Source organism: Haloglomus irregulare, assembly GCF_007421925.1.
Classification (GTDB): domain Archaea; phylum Halobacteriota; class Halobacteria; order Halobacteriales; family Haloarculaceae; genus Haloglomus; species Haloglomus irregulare.
The window spans coordinates 1-18,493 of the sequence record NZ_QMDX01000002.1; the positions used below are offsets into that span (position 1 = coordinate 1).

Below are 18,493 nucleotides of genomic sequence, written 5' to 3' on the forward strand. Positions count from 1 at the left end.
GATTCACTATATACGCCAACACACTAAGAGCAGAAAGTTCTAACGGTTACTATAGAGTTCCCCGCGACTTCCTCGCTGATTCCGAACGTAGAGGGGAAACGAGTGCTCGATGCGGGCTGTGGCACGGGGTTCTACACGAAGTGGCTCGTCGAACAGGGGGCGGATGTCCTCGGGGTCGACGTCAGCGAGAAGATGCTTAGCCACGCAGTTGAGGCGGTCAGTGACCAAGCGGAGTTCGAGCGAGCCGATCTGGGTGAGCCACTCGACTTCGCCACCGAGTGCTCGTTCGGCGGTGTCGTCAGCGCCCTCGCCCTCGGTTACATCGAGAACTAGAACAAGGTTTTCGCCGAGTTCGACCGCATCCTCAGACCGGGTGGCTTCCTCGTGTTCTCGACCGGCCACCCACTTGACCAGTTCGCCCCGGAGGACGGCAAGGGCGAGAACTACTTCGAGGTAGAGCGGGCATCCAAGGAGTGGGACGTTGACATCCCCTACTACAGGCGACCCTTCTCGGAGATTCTCAACCCGGTGGTCGACAACGGGTTTCAGTTGGACGAGATCGTGGAACCCCAGCCGACGAAGGCGTTCGCGGAACAGCGACCGGAGCGGTACGAAAAGGAATCGAGAAACCCGGTCTTCCTCTGCGTACGGGCGACGAAACAATGAGACACCGCGAACTGGCTACGAGGGGGACGCGCTGTATTCACCGAGCTGCTGGGTCGAATCTCTGTATCTCGCACGCTGGTTCTATCAGTTCCGGAGGGTTTCCACGGAGCCAGGCAACTATCTCGTGCCGCCTTTCGACCCCCGCCAATCGGCACTCGCCCACGAGCGGGGTTGCCCGTCCGAAAACACCGATTCCGGGATATGCACACGAACGAACGTGTCGTACGTGTCGAGGCGGGTGGCGACCAGCGTGTAGATGACGGAGTGGGCCCGCCAGCGGTTCGACAGCCGGATCGTCGGCACCCCGTCAGATGCCCGTCGGGCGCCGGTTCGGCCGAGTCCACGTCGACGACGGTGCTGTAGGAGTCGGAGGTCAGCGTCTCCACGCGGTCCGGGTCGAACGTCACGACGAGGGTGTCGGCGGGGAGCGCGATAGCTGTCGTAGGGACGTGTGCCGCCCGCCCGGGAGCGGGTGCCGCGGCGGGGTCTGTTCACGTGGCGTTCTGTCACTGCGACAGCGTTCGGGAGCCGACAGAGCCCCTCGACGGCAACCGACCGCGCGGCAGGGCACCCATCTACCCCTGTGGCTGGACGTGAACTCCTGCACCGAATAATAGAGATATACCGATATCGGCCGGGTTATGACGGAAATAATGGGATCAGTACGGAGATTAGCAGTAGAAGGTGGCCGTTACCGGCCGGGGGGTGAACGAGGGTAGCAGCCGTCCGTTACCGCCGGAGCCGCGGGCCGTAGGGCTGGCGACGGCCGTCGTCGTCGCGGCGCGACGACAGGCCGCGGGCAAGGACGCTACCGACCGCGATGGGGGCGACCAGCAGGCCGAGTCCGGTGAGGGCCGAGGCGAGCGAGCTGGCGGCCGCGAGCGCACCGACCACGACCAGTCCGCCGACGATTGCCAGGGGGGTCAGCACCACGGCCGCGAGGACGGTCAGGGCCGCCCGGCCCCGCCCGTGCTTCCAGCTCGATACCGCCCGCGTCCGACCGGTGGTGGGGTGTTCGGTTCGCATCGGTCTTCGTCCGTACCGATGCCCGCTACCCGCATAAGGGTAATCTGAATTACATTTCTGTACGCCGGCTTACTGGACTGCCGTTCTGTAGGATATCCGAAACGAAGCCGGGGACAGGACGGGACCGCGTGCGGACCAGCCGACGACGGATCCGTCGGGCGGCGAGCCGGACTCAGCGCTCGGTGACGAGGAACTCCTGGCCCTCCTCCATCCGCAGCGTCATCTCCGGGGAGAGCGGGGGGCCGCCACGGTAGCCCTCGTCGCCGAGGTAGTAGAGCTCGTAGTTCCGGCCGATGGTCGCAAGCGAGAGCTTCGCCTCCAGCAGCGCGAACTGCCGCCCGATGCAGATGCGGGGACCGCCGCCGAAGGGGGCGTACGCGAAGTCGTGGAGTTCCTGGCGGAACTCGTCGGTCCACCGGTCCGGGTCGAAGATGTCCGGGTCGTCGAAGAAGCGGGGGTCCCGCTGGATGCGGCGGATGAGGATCCCCACGCGCTCACCCTCGGGGACGCGGTAGCCGTCGAACGCCACGTCGCGGTCGGCGACCCGCGGGAGCGCGTAAACCGGCGGGAACAGCCGCAGCGTTTCGGTGACGATCCTGTCGGTGAACTCGAGCCGGCCCGCCTCGACGTCCTCGGCTGTCGGCGGGCCGTCGAGGGCGTCGACCTCCTCGTGGAACCGCTCGCGGACGTCGGGGTGCTCGGCGAGCGCCCAGAGCGCGAACGTCAGCGAGGTGGTGGTGGTGTCGTGGCCGGCGAAGATGATGGAGACCATCTGGTCGCGCAGGCGGTCGTCGGTCAGCATCCCGGAGTCGGTGACACCGGCCTCCCGGAGCCCGACGAGCAGCCGGATGAGGTCGTCTGCCTCCGTGGGGTCGCTCGGCGGGTCCTCGGCGGCCTCGGCGAGCAGTCGGTCGGCCTCCGCCTGGAGGGTGCGTTTGCCCTCCCTGAACCGTCGCCGGGCCGGGGTCGGCAGCCAGCGCGGCAGCGGGTACGACGTCGGGAGGAACCAGTCGTGGAGCGCCTCGGCCGAGCGCCGGATGCGCTCATCGCCGTCGAGCCGGAGCTCGCGACCGAGGATGGCGTCGAACAGCACGTCCAGGGTGAGGTCCGTCATCTCGCCCTGGAGGTCGAGCTGCTGGCCGCCCTCCCAGCGCTCGACCCGACGCTGCACCTGGTCGACCATCGTGTCCGCGTAGCCCATGACGCTCTCGCGGACGAACAGCGGCTGGAGGGTCTTGCGCTGCTGGGCCCACTCCTTGCCCTCGACGGTGAGCAGGCCGTCGCCGAAGGCGATGCCGAAGTCCTCGGACTTCCGGAAGTCGCCGCGCTCGGTGAGGAGAACCCGCTTCATCTGGTCCGGGTGGGCCAGGTTCGTGACGTCGCCCAGCCCCGGCAGCCAGACGCGGTACACGTCGCGGACGGCGGCGGCCCGGTCCGTGAACTCGAGGGGGTCGCGCATCTGCCGGAACGCGTGGAGCTTCGGGTGTCCCAGGTTCGGCGGGTAGGGGGCCAGCGGCAGGTCGGCGACGTCCTCCGTCGCCGGGTCCGCGTCCGCTACCTCGCCGTCCTCGGTCCCCTCGTCGACCCGCCCCGACTCGACGGTGTCGATGCTCCCGCCGGTCGGCCCGGTCTCTGAACTCATGGCCGGCGCTTGTGCGTGGTATGTTGATAAGTCTCGTGCCCCGGATGCACGCCCCCGTATTAAGCCGGAACGTCCGGGCTCAGCCGAGCCGCACGTGGACCGCGCCGCCGACCCGCAGAGCCACGACCGGGACGACCGCCAGCTGGGTCATCAGCACGCCCCGGGCTGCGACGATGACCGGGACGCCGGCGCCACGGGCGACAGTCACGCCGACCGCGAGGCCGGAGACGGTCACGACAGCGACGGTGGCCGCGAGTGCGTAGGCCACGACCGGCAGGTCGGTCAGCAGCGCCCGGAGCCGCGCCCGGGCGGCCCGACGTCACTCGCGACCGAACAGGCCGTCGGCCAGTCGCCGTGCGGCCGTCGACAGCCACCGCCCGACCTCACGCATCCTGGGTGCTCGCCGACCCGTCGGTACTCCCGTCGTCGGCGCCCGCTGTCCCGCCGACGGGGTCGCCCGACCGGGCGCGACGCTCCGTGTGCTGGACCGCGAGGGCGTCGTCGACGGTCACCCGGAGCTCCTCGTCGCCCAGCGGGATGGTCACCCGGAGCCGCCACGGGTCCCGCGACAGCACCTCCGTGTAGTGGTCGGAGACGCACCACTCCAGCGTCCAGAACCGGACCGTGTTCAGGTCGATGCCGTGGTCCCGGTAGAAGGAGACGATCTCGGCGTCGTCCAGCAGCGCCAGCCCGACCGAGGAGACCGTCGGGTTCCCACAGCGCTGGCACTCGTGTCGGACCACGAGATCCAGGTCGGCGATGTCCTCGTCCGCCGGCTCGATGGCGGTCTGGATGCGGCCGTTGCAGTCCGGGCAGACCCCGTCGGCCGTGAGACAGGCCAGGTGCCGCGCCCGCTGGTTGAACGCGGCCAGAACCTCCTCGCGCGTGCGGTCCTCCAGACCGCCAGGCGGGAACGCGAAGTTCGCGTGTACGCGCTCGCACTCGGCGCACCTGACCTTGAGCCGTTCGTCCGTGTAGGTGGCCCCCAGCCCGCCGTCACAGGCGACACACGACCCCTCGACCGGGAACGGCGCCAGCTCCGGGTCCTGGTTGTACGTCCCCGCGAGCACCGCCCGGACGACCGCCTTGCCGGCCTGTCGGAACTCGTAGCCGTCGTCGGTCCGGCGGACGAACTGGCCGCGGAGCCTGTCGAGGTGGTAGTTGAACTGCGCCGAATCGCGCATCCCGACCGACCGCCGGAGGTCGGAGAAGGCGGCGGGCCGGTCGGCCGCCCACAGCGCCTCCAGAATCTCCAGTCGCGTCTCGTTGCCGACGATGGCGAACGCGTCCGCCGGCGGGAGACACTCCTCGCACTGGAGGATGGAGTCCTCGTCCGCGTTGGTGTCGTTGCTCATGGGCGCCCGCACGGACGGGACCGGGTAAAACGTTCCCTCAAGCCCGGTTCTGTAAGCGAACTGACCAGTCAGGCGGTCACCGTGCCCTTGCCATAGCGGTGGTCTCGACCCCTCGTGACGGGTCACTTCGGTAGTCTTATACGCCGCAGGGGACGATAGCCGGTATATTACTGATGTCGAACACCAACCGACAACCGGAGGTGAACATCGGACTGGTCGGGCACGTCGACCACGGGAAGACGACCCTGGTGCAGGCGCTCTCGGGGGAGTGGACCGACCAGCACTCCGAGGAGATGAAACGCGGCATCTCCATCCGCCTCGGGTACGCGGACGCCACCTTCCGCCGACGGCCGGACGCGGACCCGCCCGAGTGCTATACGGTCGAGGAGTCGGTCGACGGCGAGACCACGGACGTCGTTCGGACGGTCTCGTTCGTCGACGCCCCCGGCCACGAGACGCTGATGGCGACGATGCTGTCGGGCGCGTCCATCATGGACGGCGCGGTGCTGGTCATCGGTGCCAACGAACCCGTCCCGCAGGCCCAGACCGAGGAGCACCTGATGGCGCTGGACATCATCGGCATCGATAACATCGTCATCGCGCAGAACAAGATCGACCTGGTCCGGGACCGCGAGGCGGCCATGGAGAACAAGCGCGGGATCGAGGCGTTCATCGAGGGGACCGTCGCCGAGGGCGCGCCTATCGTCCCCGTCTCGGCCCAGCAGGAGGTCAACATCGACGTCCTCATCGACGCCATCGAGCGGGAGATCCCCACGCCCGAACGTGATGCGGACGCGGACGCCCGCCTGCAGGTCGCGCGCTCGTTCGATATCAACCGGCCCGGGACGACCGCCGACGGACTGATGGGCGGCGTCATCGGCGGGTCGCTCTCGCAGGGGCGCCTCCACGTCGAGGACGAACTCGAGGTCCGCCCGGGCCGCGAGGTCGAGGAGGGCGGGCAGTCCGAGTACCGGCCCGTCGAGACGACGGTGCGGTCGCTCCAGGCCGGCGCCGAGAGCGTCGAGGAGGCGACGCCGGGCGGCCTCATCGGCGTCGGGACCGGACTGGACCCGTCGCTGACGAAGGGCGACGCGCTCGCCGGCCAGGTTGCCGGCCCGGCGGGGACGCTCCCGCCGACCCGGGACTCGTTCGTCATGGACGTGGACCTGCTCGACCGCGTGGTCGGGGAGGACGCCCAGGAGATCGAGCCCATCTCGACGGGCGAGCCGCTGATGCTCACCGTCGGCACCGCCACGACCGTCGGCTCCGTCACCAGCGCCCGCGACGAGGAGTGCGAGGTCGCACTCAAGCGGCCCGTCTGTGCCCCCGAGGGCGCAAAGATCGCCATCAACCGACGGGTCGGCTCGCGCTGGCGACTCATCGGCGTCGGGACGCTCAGGTAGATGACCAGGGTCCTGCTCGACACCAGCGCGCTCATGCTCCCCGTCGAGTCCGACGTCCGCGTCTTCGAGGAGCTAGAGCGGGTGCTCGAGGACCCCCAACCGGTCGTCCCCGCGGCCTGCGTGGCCGAGCTGGAGAAGCTCACCGACGGGCAGGGGGCGGCGGCCGTCGCCGCGAACGTCGGCCGGGACCTCGCCGACCGGTGCGAGCAGGTGCCCCACGTCGAGACGTACGCCGACGACGCCGTCGTCGAGGTCGCCACGCGGGCCCCCGACGACGGGACGGCCGTCGACTGCGTCGCCACCAACGACCGGGACCTGCGCGACCGGCTGCTGGCCCGAGACGTTCCCGTAATCGGTTTACGCGGTCGAAACGAACTCGCGCTCACTCGACCGTAGCTCGCCCGTCGAACCACACACGACCACTCCCACCCCACACACGACATATGTACAAACGCGTTCGTCTCACGGACACGGTCGAGGTGCCGCCCAGGCACCTCGCCGACGTCTCCCCCGACCTGGTGAAACGACTCCTGCAGGACAAACTGGAGGGCCGGATGGACGAGAACGCCGGCTCCGTCGTCAGCGTCGTCGACGTCCACGACATCGGCACCGGCGCCGTCCTGCCCAACCGCCCCGGCGTCTACTACGAGGCCGAGTTCGACGCCCTCACCTTCGACCCCGAGATGCAGGAGGTCGTCGACGGCGAGGTCGTCGAGGTCGTCAACTTCGGCGCCTTCGTCGGCATCGGCCCCGTCGACGGGCTACTCCACGTCTCACAGATCGCCGAGGAGTATCTGGCCTACGACGAGGAGAACCAGCAGCTCGCCTCCCGGGACTCCAACCGCGTCCTCTCGGTCGGCGACTCCGTGCGGGCCCGCATCGTCACCAAGAGCATCGACGAGCGGAACCCTCGCGATTCGAAGATCGGCCTGACGGCCAAGCAGCCGGGTCTCGGCAAGCACGAGTGGCTCGAGCAGGACCGCAAGCGCCGGGCCCAACAGGGCCAGGCGGGTGATTAGATGGCCGACCGACTGGTCTGCCGGGAGTGCCACCGCGTGCTGGAGGCCGCCGACGGGGAGCAGTGCCCGAACTGCGGCTCCACCTCGCTGACCGAGGACTGGGCCGGCTACGTCATCATCGCCCACCCGGAAACCTCTGACATCGCCGAGGAGATGGAAGTGGACGAGCCGGGCAAGTACGCCCTCAAGGTCCGGTGAGCCGGCGATGAGCGACGACGCCGGCACCGCCCCCGACGCGCCGGACCCGGGCGACCCGCGTGTCGTCCTCTCCCTTCCGAAGTCCCTGCGGGGCGAGCTGAAGGACCCGCTCGGTCCGATATACACGGACGCCGCCGCCCTGCTCGACGAGACCGGCCGCCCGCTCATCGCCGTCGGCGACATCGTCACCTACCACCTGCTGCACTCGGGGGCGCAGCCGACCGTCGCGCTGGTCGACGGGAAGACCAAGCGCGAGGCCGTCGACGCCGAGATCCGCGAGGCCATCGACACGGGCGCGTTCGACCGGCACGTCCGGGTCCGCAACCCCGCGGGGACGCTCACGGTCGACCTGCTGACGGAGCTGCGGGCCGCCCTCGACCACGCGACCGCCGGGGAGGGCCGGACGGTCATCGAGGTGACGGAGGGCGAGGAGGACCTCGCCGCGCTGCCGGCGCTCGCCATCGCCCCCGGCGGTGCCGGCATCGTCTACGGCCAGCCCGACCAGGGGATGGTTCTGGCCACGGTCGACGAGGCCGCTCGCGAGGGCGTCCGGGACCTGCTCGAGCGGATGGACGGGGACGTCGAGCGGGTCCGCGAACTCCTGGCCGACTGACCGGCCGACGCATCGGCGCGACTTCCTGCGGACCGTTCGATGAAGCGCGTGGGAAAGCGACTAGTGCGCCCCTGCCGACTGACGAGTCGTGCAGACGGAGCACGTCGTCCACGTCGCCGACGCCCGCGAGACGGCTCCCGCCCTCGGGACCGACAGCGTCGACCTCGTCGTCACGTCGCCGCCGTACCCGATGGTGGAGATGTGGGACGACTCGTTCGCCGCGCAGGACCCGCGCATCGGCGAGGCGCTCGACGCGAGCGACGGCGACCGGGCGTTCGAGTTGATGCACGACCTGCTGGATGGGGTCTGGGCCACGCTGCCGCGGGTCGTCCGGCCGGGCGGCATCGTCGTCGTCAACGTCGGGCCCGCCACGCGCACCCTGGACGACTTCCAGCAGTACCCGAACCACGAGGCGGTCACCCGGCGGCTCCGGGCCCACGGCTTCCAGTCGCTGCCGGGCGTGCTGTGGCGCAAGCCGACCAACAGCGCGGCCAAGTTCATGGGCAGTGGGATGTTGCCGACCAACGCCTACCCCACGCTGGAGCACGAGCACCTGCTCGTCTTCCGCAACGGGAGCACCCGCTCGTTCCCGCCGGGCGAGGACCGGCGCTACGAGTCGGCCTACTTCTGGGAGGAGCGCAACCGCTGGTTCTCCGACCTCTGGGAGTTCGCCGGCGAGCGCCAGGCCCTGGGCGACGAGGGGGCTCGCGACCGCTCGGGCGCGTTCCCGCTGGCGCTACCGCTCCGGCTGGTGCGGATGTTCTCCGTCCACGGTGACACCGTCCTGGACCCGTTCTGGGGGACCGGGACGACGAGCCTCGCGGCGATGGTGGCGGGCCGCGCCTCTGTGGGCGTCGAGCGCGACCCCGACCTCGCCGCGACCTTCGACGAGCGCGCGGGCGAGGCGCCCGCGCTGTCGGCCTCGCTGGCCCGCGAACGGCTGGACCGCCACCGGGAGTTCGTCACCGAGCGTCGGGCCGACGGCGACGAGCCGGCCTACGAGGCCGAACACTACGACTTCCCGGTCGTCACGAAGCAGGAGCGCCGCATCCGGCTGTACGAGGCGACTGACGTGACCCGCGAGACGGCCACCGCTGACCGCCGCCGGTACGTCGCCCGTCACGAGCCGGTCTGAGGCCGTGTCGTCGCGGCCACGCGCGGTCAGGGCTCGCCGGTCGGCAGGTCGATGCGGACGACCGCCCCTCGCGGCTCGTTGTCGGCGAACGAGAGCTCCCCCCCGAGCCGCGTCACCCCCCACTCGACGGCCCACAGCCCGAGGCCGGTGCTGTGCTCGAGCGGGTCCTCCGTCCCGGCGGCGATGACGGACCGCTCCATCTCCGGGATGCCCGGGCCGTTGTCGCTGACGGCCAGCCGGAAGCGGTCCTCGCTCCGGTCCGCCGACACGACCACGATGGGTTCGTCGGCGTCGTTGTGCTGGCAGGCGTTCTCGATGACGTTCTCGAGGACGACCCGGAGCACCCGCCCGTCGACGGGGAGCGTCGAGTCCGCCGGCACGGCCGTCGTCACCTCGACCGCCGGGTAGCGCTCGCCGACCGCGGAGACGGCCGTCTCGACGGTCGCCGCCACGTCGACCGCCGGCTCGGGGTGCTCCTCGAACGACATCATCCGCTCGACCTCCCGGGCACGCTCGCCGAGTTCGACCAGTTCGTCCGCCGTCCGCCGGATCTGTTCGGCTCCCGTCGAGGGGTCGATACCGGCGCCGTCGGTGATGAGCTCGGCGTTGCCGCGGATGACGTTCATGTCGTTCCGGAGGTTGTGACGGAGCACGCGGCTGAGCACCTGGAGCCGCTGTTCCCGGGTCCGGCGGCGGGTCACGTCGCGCAACACGATGACGGTACCGAGCCGGATGTCCCCCCGTCCGGCGACCGCCGAGAGGCCGGGCTGGAACCAGCGGGACCCCTCGGTCGTCTCCAGCGAGAGCCGGTCGCGCTCGCGGAGCGTCCCGATGTCGACGCCGACGACCCGTTCGAGCGGGCTCCCGACGGCGCGGCTGGGGTCGAAGGTTCGACAGGCCGCCTCGTTCGCGCACAGGACGGTCCCCGAGTCGTCGACGGTCAGCATCGGGTCGTCGAGACTGTCGAGCGCGGTCCGCGACCCGACCGTCCCGGCCGCGGGCAGCGTCTCGAACAGGCCCCCGACACCGGCCACCGTGCCGACCGCGACCACGCTCACGGCGTAGCAGCCGCCGATGAGCGCCAGCGCCGTCGCGTAGTCGGTCGCCGCCATCACCTCCGGCATCAGCAGGTAGCCCCCCCACTGCCAGACGCCGAGGAAGGAGAGCGTGACGACCACGCCGGGGCCGAGGTGGTCGTACTGGACGACGGTTCCGACGACGAGCGCGACCGCGACGAAGATGACCCCCGAGGCGTAGTAGAGCCCGACCTCGCGAACCGCGACGAGCAGGTCCAGCGCCAGCGGCGAGAGCCCGGGCGGCGCGGGCCCCATCATGCCGGTGCCGCCGCCCATTCCCGTCCCCATCGACGGCGGCCGCAGCAGGTGGTACGCCACCCCGGACCCGCCGGCGGCCACCGCGGGGAGCGCGAACGCCGCCAGCCGCCACGGCGTGGTCACGAGATCGAGCCCGTAGTAGTCGAGCGCGAAGGCCCCGAACGCGACCGGGATTGCGAGCAGTGTCAGCAGCCAGACCACGCTGTACGCCGGGCGGTTCGGGGCGACGGCGGCCAGCGCGAGGGCACTCGTCCCGAGCAGTCCTATCAGGACCGAGAAGCTCCGCGCGCTGGGCGCCCGCCACGCTGATCGCGTCCACGCCGCCGCCACCAGCAGTGCCACCCCGCTCGCCCCCGCCAGCACCCGAGCGACGGTGAGGAGTTCGATCGCCATGTACGTCCACCGAGCGTCACGATATTAACGCCTTGCCGGCCGTGTCCCGGTGGCGCCAGAGGACCGCCGGAACGTCCTTGAGGCCGGCGGCCCCGGAGCGCGTATGACGCTCCAGTTCGACGACTTCGTGCTGGCGGCGGCCACCGCCGACCTCGGCGAGGAGCCGGTCGCCCGCGAGCACGCCGACGCCGTCGAGTTCCGGATGGACATGGCGGCCGAGCCGCTGGACGCGCTGGCGGCGTACGACGGCGACCTCCCCGTCATCGCGACCAACCGCGCCGCATGGGAGGGGGGCGAAGCCGACGACGAGGGCCGACTGGCCGCGCTCCGGGCGGCGGCCGAGCACGACGCCGTCGCCGCCGTCGACGTCGAACTGGCCGCGCTGACCGGCGACGCGGCGGGGCCGGCGACCGCCGACGCGGCCGCCGCGACGGCCGCCCACGCCCGCGACCACGGGGCGAGCGTCATCGTCTCGGCGCACGACTTCGAGCGGACGCCGCCGCGCGAGGCGCTGGCGCGGCTGCTCGAACGCGCGAGCGAGCACGGCGACGTGGCGAAGCTGGCGGTCACGGCGACCGACCTCGACGACGCGCTCCGGGTGCTCGGGGCGACCCGCGCGGCCGCGGCCGACGGCCTGACGGTCGCCACCATGGCGATGGGACCGGCCGGCAGCCACACCCGGGCGGTCGCGCCGGTGTACGGCTCCCGCATCGGCTACGCCCCGGTCGCCCCCGAGCGCGCGACCGCGCCCGGCCAGTACGACCTCGCGACGCTCCGGGCGCTGGTCGACCGGCTCGGATAGGCCATGACCGGCGATGCGACGGGGTGGCTCCGGCCCCCAACGTCCACATCCACCCCTCATAACCCGAACATCCGCCCGGATGCCCCCGGGGAATTTATGAGCGGGGGGGCGCAACCGACCGGGAAGTGGCACCGAACGACCGCAAGCGGCCGTGGCTCGCGGCGATGCTCGCCCTGCAACCCGGACTCGGGCACGCCTACCTGCGGTCCTGGGTCCGGGCGACCCTCTGGTTCGGGCTCTGGGTAGCCACGGTGCTGGTCGTCGTGCCGGCTCCCGGCGCGCCGGCGACGGAGCCGCTCGCCTTCCTCGCCGGCCTGGCCGACGGGCTCGGCGCCGTCGAGTTCGAGGCGTCGCTGGCGCTCGCCTCCGTCACCGTCTTCAGCGTCCTCGACGCCTACTGGCTCGGCGTGCGGGAGCTCGCCCGCAGCGACGACTTCGCCGACGAGGGGACCACCGCCTGCCCCACCTGCGGTCGGGACATCGACCCGGAACTGGCGTTCTGTCACTGGTGCACGACGGAGCTCGACGCCGCCGACCCCGAGCGCGGCTCCGGCGAGACCGGGTGACGGCGCGCGACCCGTGCTGGTGATCGTCGCCGACACGGGCTACTGCGAAACTGTCGGTAGAAATGTCGAGATAGCTCCGTATCGTACGACTACTCCGACGAAACGGGTTAGAGGGGAGGTATATCCATAATCGGGCGGATACAGCCGTTCTCCCGTGATTCCCCGCGAGACCCGTAACCGAAACCCGCTTTCCGGGCCGTACACAACTCCGGGTATGCAGATTCACATCGTGACGGGAACCGGCGCCGGCCGGACGGCACTGTCGGCGTACGACGCCGCGCTCGCGGCGGCGGGCGTCCACGACTGCAACCTCGTCACGATCTCGTCGGTCGTCCCCGCCGAGGCGACGGTCGAGCGTGTCGGGACGGCGCCCGACCTCGGCCCGGTCGGCGACCGGCTGACGGTCGTCCAGTCGCGCGCGACGGTCGGTCCCGGCGCGGAGGGGACCGCGTGCGCGGCGCTCGGCTGGGCCCGCGGGCCGGACGGGCGCGGGATCATGTACGAGGCGTCGGGTCCGGACGTCGAAGCCGCGACGGAGGCCGTCGAGGTGGGGCTGGAGGACGGCGTGGCCATCCGGGACTGGGAGGCCGTGACCCGCGGGTTCGAGACCGTGCGGGCCGACCCCGCGGACCCCGCGGTCGTCGCGCCGGGCGCGACCCCGGGCGACCGCTACACCGTGGCGGTCGCGCTGGCCGTCTACGGCGAGTCGATGCCGATCGCCTGAGACGGGTCGTCGGTCACCGGCCGCCGACGGTTTTAACCGGCCGCCGCGGCTACCTGTTGGTCGTCAGATGCATGGAAACACGCCGTACGCGGGGCGACCGGGCGAGGGCGAGACGACGAGCGCACAGCGACGCGCGGTCCGGCGTGACCTCGCGGCGGTGACGGCCTCGACCCGCTCGCTGCTGACCGACGAGTTCGTCGTCGGTGGGGAGGTGACCGACGGTGCCGACGGGCTCGGCGCGACCATCGCGGTTCGACCCCCGGCAGGGCAGGTGGTGAGCGTCCGGCTGGACCCGGACGACCTGAAGAACGAACTCGCACCCGAGCTCGCGGCCGGCGCCGCGTTCCAGGTGCTCCGTTCGGACGCGGCCCCCGACCACGCCTCGTAGCGACTCCTACGCGGGCGGGGCCAGGAACAGCGCCCAGCCGACGATTCCCGCGGCGACCAGACCCCCGGCGCCCAGCGCCAGCGCCACCGAGAGCGAGGAGAACGTGGCGACGAGCGCGCCGACAGCCAGCGGCGCCGGCACCGCCGCCAGCACCGCGTCGTACTGCGTGTCCCGCGCCGCGGCCGCGGCGGCTTCGCTGCCGGCCGGATGGGCCTCGGCGTGGACGTGCGCGGCGACCGGGTCCGGCTCCTCGTCGGGCCCGTCGCTCGGCGACTCGGTCGACCCCGTCACGCCCCGACCGAGCGCCGCCCGCTAATTAAATATTATTGCTCCGCCCGGCACCCGGTCACGTCCGGGTGTCGTCTCACGCGCTGAACCACTCGCTCACTCGTTGGGTTGAAATAAAAAACTACACGTTATCCTGTCGATGTGGGGTTCGGACAGGACGGATGGGGGCATCGACAGACGTACAATCCTCCTGCTGATGGGGGGGTCGCTGGTCGGCCTGACGGGCGGCGTCGCGGCCCCACCGGGGGGGAACGGACGTGGGGGCGACGGGAACTCGGGGACCGGCGACCGGGAGGAGCGTCGGGCACGCGCCGCCCAGCGGCGCCGTGCGTCCATCGAGACCAACCTCGAGGACCGCCCGATACACGAGCACCCCACGAACGGGGACGAGGACCGGTTCGACCGCGGGGTGAACTACTTCGCCTCGTTCTCGAAGGGGGCTCCCACACGACGAGGTCGGCGAGGTCGACCCGGACGCGTTCGAGACGCTCCGCGAGGCGCTCGGGACCGACGGGGGCGGGGACTTCGATGCCATCCCCGAGCCGGGGCCGCGACCGCTCACCAACCCCGAAGCGGGGGTCTCGTACAATCCGGTCGGGATCGACCCGAACGACGTCTACGCGCCCGCGGCGCCGCCCTTCGACAGCGCCGAGGCGGCCGCGGAGATGGTCGAACTGTACTGGCAGGCCCTGCTGCGGGACGTCCCGTTCCACGAGTACGGGGAGCACGAGGACGTGGGGACGGCCGCCACCGAGCTGGCCGGGCTGTCGGATTTCCCCGGACCGACGGACCCGTCGAGCCTCTTCCGCGGGACCGTCCCCGGCGTCGACGCGGGCCCGTACATCAGCCAGTTCCTCTACAAGGACTTCGAGCGGGGTGTCTACAAGCGCGACCAGCAGCTCCGGCCGCTGGAGCCGACCGACTACATGCTCGACTACGAGGACTGGCTGGCGGTCCAGAACGGGAAGATCCCGGACGGCGGCATCAACCGCTCCACCCCCGACCAGCCGTCGCTATCCGACGCGGATATCCGTGCGGACGACAGCCGGTACCTCGTGACGGGGCGTGACCTGGCGACGTACGTCGGGGAGAACGTCTCACAGCAGCCGTACGTCAACGCCGCGCTCATCCTCCAGAACAGCGAACCCGGGGACGACTCGGCAGGGAACCTCGCGCTTGATGAGGGGAGCTTTGCGGCGGACGGCCCTGGGGCGATTCCCCTCGACCCGGGGCTGCCCGTCGACCCGAACGTCCCGGACGGGTTCATCGATTACGTGCGGAGCGGGTACCAATCACTGCTGGGCGGCATCCTGCAAGCGCACGCACACGCTGCCTGGTATCACAAGTGGCGGGTCCACCGGCGGCCACGCCCGGAGGAGATCGGCGGCCGCGTGTATCAGATCGAGAACGACGCCAGTATCGGCGGCCAGCCGGCCGCCGAACGGTACCCACTCGACGACCAGCTGCTGGAGTCGACGGCCCTGACCGAAACCCAGGAGCGCCTCGACACCTCGTTGCTCCCACAGGCGTACCCGGACGGGTCGCCGACACATCCCTCGTATCCGGGTGGGCATGCGGTCACTGCCGGGTCGAACGCGACGATCCTGAAGGCGTACTTCGACGAGGGCGCGGTCATCACGAATCCGGTCCGGCCGACGACCGACGACCAGGGCCGCTACACGGAGCTCGAGGTACTCGACCTGGAGCTGACCGTCGGGGGGGAGATCAACAAGCTCGCGACGAACGTCGCCTACGCCCGGAGCTGGGCGGGCATCCACTACCGGAGCGACACGACCGCAGGGCTGCGTATCGGCGAGCGCATCGCGACGAGCGTGCTCCGCGACCGGCTGCGACAGCGGCCCGAGGGCGCGTACGGTTCCCGCGGCGCCTTCAGCTTCACCACGTTCGACGGGGTCGAGGTCACCGTGACCTCGGACGGCGTGGAGCCCGCCGAGGCGTTCGACCCGCCGCTGTACTGAGCGGCGCGTGGCCGGCCGCTACTTCCCCCAGAACGGGTCCCGCTTCCGGTGCTTGTCGAGGTACATCCCGAGCGCCTCCAACTCGTCGGCGGGGATCTCGTCGGAGAGCTCCTGCTCGAGGATCTTGGCGTGTTTCTCCGGGAGTTCGGTCCAGAGTTCGTCGCCCTCCTCGATCTGGCGGCCGACGGTGGGGCCGTCGATGGAGACGGCTGCGCGCTCGCCGGCCCGGAGTTCGTCGACGTCCTCGCCCTCGTCCTGGATCGATTTCAGGTCGCCGACCCGCTCGGGCTCGGTGCCGTTCCACGTGACGACCTTCGAGTTGCGCTTCAGCGTGCCCGACATGACCTCCACCCCGACGACGGCGGGGTTGGACTGGCGGAAGGTGTGGTCCTGGAGCACCTGGAACCGGGCCGGGCGCTGGATCTTGTCGAGCACGTTCTCCTGCTGGGCGCGCTCGATCTCGGCGACGTACTCCTCGTACTCCTCGACGAGCTGGTAGATGACGTCGTCCTCGAACAGGCTGACGCCGGTCTCCTCGGCCCGGCGCTCGGCGTCGGGCAGCACGTCGACGTTGAACGCGAGGATGGTCTCGTGCCTGGACTCGTTGGCGGTGTCCGCGACGGCGATATCCCGCGGGGCCACGTCGCCGACCTCGGCGCGGACGATGGGGACCTCGGCGTCGGCCAGCGCGTCGGCGATGGCCTCCAGCGACCCCAGCGTGTCCGCCTTGACGACGACGCCCTCCTCGGCGGTCTCGACCTCGAACTGCGCGAGCTCGGCCTCGACCGCCTCGATGACGCTGGCCTCGCCCCGGTCGCGGACGACCCGGACCGGCGCGCCGGCCATGGCGTCGTCCAGCCCGGGCGCGGCGATCTTGATACCGGCCGCGGCGACGACCTCGTCGACCGTCTCGAACCGGCTCTCGGTCCGGATCTCCGCGAGCGGCCGGGGCTGGAGCAGCGCCCGGACGTCGGTGACGATGGGCTCGTTCATCCCCCCCACGACGATGTGGTCGTCCTCGCGGACCGTGCCGTCGTACAGCACCACGTCGATGGTGGTGCCGAACCCCTGCTCCTCCTTTACCTCCAGCACCGTGCCGGCGCCCGGGCCGGACGTATCGATGGACATCTCCTCCTTCATGTAGCGCTGGGAGAGGCCCATCATGACCGCCAGCAGGTCCGGGACGCCCTCGCCGGTCATCGCCGAGCAGGGGACGACGCCGATGTTGTTGCGGAAGTCCTGGACCCGCCAGTACATGTCCGAGGAGAAGCCGTGGTCGGACATCTGGCCGATGATCTCGTAGAGCCGGTCGTTGAGGTCGGACTCGGCCCGGTCGGACTGGGCCTCGATCGACCCCTGGATGGGCGTGTCCGGCTGCGGATTCCAGCCCGGCACCGTGTCGACCTTGTTCGCGGCGACGACGAACGGCGTCTGGGTCCGCTTGAGGATGTCGATGGCCTCTAGCGTCTGGGGCTGGAACCCGTCGTTCACGTCGACGACGAGGATGGCGATGTCGGCGAGCGCGCCGCCGCGCGAGCGCAGCGTCGAGAACGAGTGGTGGCCGGGCGTGTCGATGAACAGCAGCCCGGGCAGATCGAAGTCGTCCGGGTCGACGAGCCGGCCGGACAGATCCGAGATGACGTCGAGCGGGACGGCCGTCGCGCCGATATGCTGCGTGATGGCGCCGGCCTCCCCCTCGGTGACGGCGGAGCCACGGATCTTGTCCAGCAACGTCGTCTTGCCGTGGTCGACGTGGCCGAGGACGGCCACGATCGGCGTACGGAGCTCGCCGGGGTCGGTCCCGTCCTCGGCGTCGGCATCGGAGTCGGCGTCGGCGTTTGACATATGGAGATCACCCGAGAACGTCTGTTGCCGTGGTCTCCGTCCCGAGGGGGTTTGAACCTGTCCAAGCCACCGCGACGAGACACACGGGCCGCGACGGCCCGACTACTCGACGGCGAACGAGCCCACCATCCCCGCGGACTGGTGCGGTTGGCATTTGTACTCGTAGTCGCCCGCCACCTCGAACGTGTATGAATACGTATGACCCTCTGAATACAGTTGCTCGTCCTCTCCAGCCCAATCAGCTCCCGACGGCTGCCCGCCGTCGTCCGGCGAGACGTTGTGACCGCCGCTGGCCCACTCCCAGAGCACGGTGTCGCCCGTGCCGATGCTGAACGTCTCCGGGTCGAACCGGAGACGGCCGTCGGGCGCCACGACGACCCGCTGGTCCGGCTCCGGCGTCGCCGTCGCGGTCGGTGTGGGCTCCTCCGTCGCGGTCGGCGTCTCGGTGGCCGTCGGTTCGTCGGTCGCGGTCGGGGAGTCCGTCGGCTCGTCCGTGGCCGTGGGGGAGTCCATCGGCTCGTCGGTCGGGGTGGCCGTCGGTTCGTCCGTGGCCGTGGGTTCGGTCCCACCGTCCCCACCATCGCCCGTGCAGCCCGCGAGTGCGACCGGGACGCCGGCAGCGGCGGCCGCACGGAGGAATCGTCGCCTGTCCATACCTACACAGCGACCGGCAGGGATAAAAGGGTTCACCGGATTGTGCCCCGGAACGGACAGCCGGCACCGGAGTCGAGGCCGGCGCGGACCGGCGTCGTCCCGCGACGACGGGCGACCGACGGTCGTCTGACACGTGGGGAACGTTGAAGTGGGGGCGACGGGAGGAGTCGCGTATGTCGGAGATACTGGCCGAGAACCTCTCGGGCAAGACCGTGATGGGCGCCGATGGCGCCGAACTGGGCATGCTGTACAACGTGACGATGGACCTCAAGACGGGGAGCCTGCAGAACCTCATCGTCGACCCCGGGGAGAGCGGCCCCCGCGAGGCCGGCTTCCAGCGCAACGACCACGGCCACTTCCTCGTCCCCGTGGGCAACGTCCAGGCCGTCCGCGACCACATCGTCGTCGGCAGATAACGACCGCCCGGGACCGCTAGCGTCAAACCGCTGCCGGGCGACGGGCG

22 protein-coding genes are annotated in these 18,493 nt (G+C 70.7%); 14 read left to right on the top strand and 8 right to left on the bottom strand.

The window, feature by feature from the left end; translation table 11 throughout:
• Nucleotides 1-78: 78 nt before the first annotated feature.
• Together DP107_RS20470 and DP107_RS20475 are read left to right on the top strand one after the other, a co-directional pair.
• Nucleotides 79-333 (top strand): class I SAM-dependent methyltransferase, encoded by a 255-nt coding sequence (locus DP107_RS20470; protein ID WP_272949823.1) that lies wholly within the window; start codon nt 79-81, stop codon nt 331-333.
• Nucleotides 334-384: 51 nt separating this feature from the next.
• Complete coding sequence (locus tag DP107_RS20475; protein ID WP_202877334.1) at nt 385-666, top strand: hypothetical protein; 282 nt, start codon at nt 385-387, stop codon at nt 664-666.
• A 729-nt stretch (nt 667-1,395) separates the two neighbouring features.
• On the opposite strand, the gene DP107_RS03730 is transcribed toward DP107_RS20475, so the two are convergent.
• The 4 genes from DP107_RS03730 to DP107_RS03745 form a co-directional block, all read right to left on the bottom strand.
• Nucleotides 1,396-1,692 carry a hypothetical protein gene (locus DP107_RS03730; RefSeq protein WP_144260818.1) on the bottom strand — a complete coding sequence of 99 codons (297 nt, stop codon included), beginning with the start codon at nt 1,690-1,692 and terminating at the stop codon, nt 1,396-1,398.
• Between the two features lie 172 nt (nt 1,693-1,864).
• Nucleotides 1,865-3,334: a cytochrome P450 gene (locus tag DP107_RS03735; protein ID WP_144260819.1), complete on the bottom strand. Its 1,470-nt coding sequence runs from the start codon at nt 3,332-3,334 to the stop codon at nt 1,865-1,867.
• 79 nt (nt 3,335-3,413) lie between these two features.
• Complete coding sequence (locus DP107_RS03740) at nt 3,414-3,602, bottom strand: hypothetical protein (RefSeq protein WP_144260820.1); 189 nt, start codon at nt 3,600-3,602, stop codon at nt 3,414-3,416.
• A gap of 115 nt (nt 3,603-3,717) precedes the next feature.
• Nucleotides 3,718-4,689: a winged helix-turn-helix domain-containing protein gene (locus DP107_RS03745; RefSeq protein WP_202877335.1), complete on the bottom strand. Its 972-nt coding sequence runs from the start codon at nt 4,687-4,689 to the stop codon at nt 3,718-3,720.
• Between the two features lie 173 nt (nt 4,690-4,862).
• On the opposite strand from DP107_RS03745, the gene DP107_RS03750 reads away from it, so the two are divergent.
• The 6 genes from DP107_RS03750 (at nt 4,863) to DP107_RS03775 (ending at nt 9,057) form a co-directional block, all read left to right on the top strand.
• Nucleotides 4,863-6,092, top strand: a complete 1,230-nt coding sequence (locus DP107_RS03750) for a translation initiation factor IF-2 subunit gamma (RefSeq protein WP_144260821.1) — start codon at nt 4,863-4,865, stop codon at nt 6,090-6,092.
• Nucleotides 6,093-6,488, top strand: coding sequence for a PIN domain-containing protein (locus DP107_RS03755; RefSeq protein WP_144260822.1), 396 nt, complete (start codon nt 6,093-6,095; stop codon nt 6,486-6,488).
• A 47-nt stretch (nt 6,489-6,535) separates the two neighbouring features.
• Nucleotides 6,536-7,111 (top strand): DNA-directed RNA polymerase, encoded by a 576-nt coding sequence (locus tag DP107_RS03760; protein WP_144260823.1) that lies wholly within the window; start codon nt 6,536-6,538, stop codon nt 7,109-7,111.
• Nucleotides 7,112-7,309, top strand: coding sequence for a transcription elongation factor subunit Spt4 (gene spt4 / locus DP107_RS03765; protein WP_144260824.1), 198 nt, complete (start codon nt 7,112-7,114; stop codon nt 7,307-7,309). It begins immediately after the preceding gene.
• Between the two features lie 7 nt (nt 7,310-7,316).
• Entirely contained in the window at nt 7,317-7,922 is a 606-nt protein-coding gene (locus DP107_RS03770) for a GTP-dependent dephospho-CoA kinase family protein (RefSeq protein WP_144260825.1), read from the top strand.
• A gap of 88 nt (nt 7,923-8,010) precedes the next feature.
• Nucleotides 8,011-9,057 carry a DNA-methyltransferase gene (locus DP107_RS03775; RefSeq protein ID WP_144260826.1) on the top strand — a complete coding sequence of 349 codons (1,047 nt, stop codon included), beginning with the start codon at nt 8,011-8,013 and terminating at the stop codon, nt 9,055-9,057.
• 26 nt (nt 9,058-9,083) lie between these two features.
• Here the strand turns inward: DP107_RS03775 and DP107_RS03780 are convergent, their stop codons facing one another.
• Nucleotides 9,084-10,784: a sensor histidine kinase gene (locus DP107_RS03780; RefSeq protein WP_144260827.1), complete on the bottom strand. Its 1,701-nt coding sequence runs from the start codon at nt 10,782-10,784 to the stop codon at nt 9,084-9,086.
• Nucleotides 10,785-10,887: 103 nt separating this feature from the next.
• Here DP107_RS03780 and DP107_RS03785 point away from each other — a divergent pair, with 103 nt between their 5' ends.
• From DP107_RS03785 to DP107_RS03800, 4 genes are all read left to right on the top strand, one after another.
• Nucleotides 10,888-11,586 (top strand): type I 3-dehydroquinate dehydratase, encoded by a 699-nt coding sequence (locus tag DP107_RS03785; protein ID WP_144260828.1) that lies wholly within the window; start codon nt 10,888-10,890, stop codon nt 11,584-11,586.
• 125 nt (nt 11,587-11,711) lie between these two features.
• On the top strand, nt 11,712-12,152 hold the full coding sequence (locus tag DP107_RS03790) for a zinc ribbon domain-containing protein (protein WP_144260829.1): 441 nt from the start codon (nt 11,712-11,714) through the stop codon (nt 12,150-12,152).
• Between the two features lie 214 nt (nt 12,153-12,366).
• Entirely contained in the window at nt 12,367-12,876 is a 510-nt protein-coding gene (locus DP107_RS03795) for a pyruvoyl-dependent arginine decarboxylase (RefSeq protein ID WP_144260830.1), read from the top strand.
• A gap of 67 nt (nt 12,877-12,943) precedes the next feature.
• Nucleotides 12,944-13,264, top strand: coding sequence for a DUF5811 family protein (locus tag DP107_RS03800; protein WP_144260831.1), 321 nt, complete (start codon nt 12,944-12,946; stop codon nt 13,262-13,264).
• A gap of 6 nt (nt 13,265-13,270) precedes the next feature.
• On the opposite strand, the gene DP107_RS03805 is transcribed toward DP107_RS03800, so the two are convergent.
• Nucleotides 13,271-13,555: a hypothetical protein gene (locus DP107_RS03805; RefSeq protein ID WP_144260832.1), complete on the bottom strand. Its 285-nt coding sequence runs from the start codon at nt 13,553-13,555 to the stop codon at nt 13,271-13,273.
• 662 nt (nt 13,556-14,217) lie between these two features.
• Here DP107_RS03805 and DP107_RS03810 point away from each other — a divergent pair.
• Nucleotides 14,218-15,531 (top strand): vanadium-dependent haloperoxidase, encoded by a 1,314-nt coding sequence (locus DP107_RS03810; RefSeq protein ID WP_144260833.1) that lies wholly within the window; start codon nt 14,218-14,220, stop codon nt 15,529-15,531.
• A gap of 18 nt (nt 15,532-15,549) precedes the next feature.
• Here the strand turns inward: DP107_RS03810 and infB are convergent, their stop codons facing one another.
• Together infB and DP107_RS03820 are read right to left on the bottom strand one after the other, a co-directional pair.
• Nucleotides 15,550-17,376: a translation initiation factor IF-2 gene (gene infB, locus DP107_RS03815; protein WP_144260834.1), complete on the bottom strand. Its 1,827-nt coding sequence runs from the start codon at nt 17,374-17,376 to the stop codon at nt 15,550-15,552.
• Nucleotides 17,377-17,478: 102 nt separating this feature from the next.
• Nucleotides 17,479-18,030, bottom strand: a complete 552-nt coding sequence (locus DP107_RS03820) for a plastocyanin/azurin family copper-binding protein (protein WP_144260835.1) — start codon at nt 18,028-18,030, stop codon at nt 17,479-17,481.
• 173 nt (nt 18,031-18,203) lie between these two features.
• Here DP107_RS03820 and DP107_RS03825 point away from each other — a divergent pair, with 173 nt between their 5' ends.
• Nucleotides 18,204-18,446 carry a PRC-barrel domain-containing protein gene (locus tag DP107_RS03825; protein WP_144260836.1) on the top strand — a complete coding sequence of 81 codons (243 nt, stop codon included), beginning with the start codon at nt 18,204-18,206 and terminating at the stop codon, nt 18,444-18,446.
• Nucleotides 18,447-18,493 lie beyond the last annotated feature (47 nt).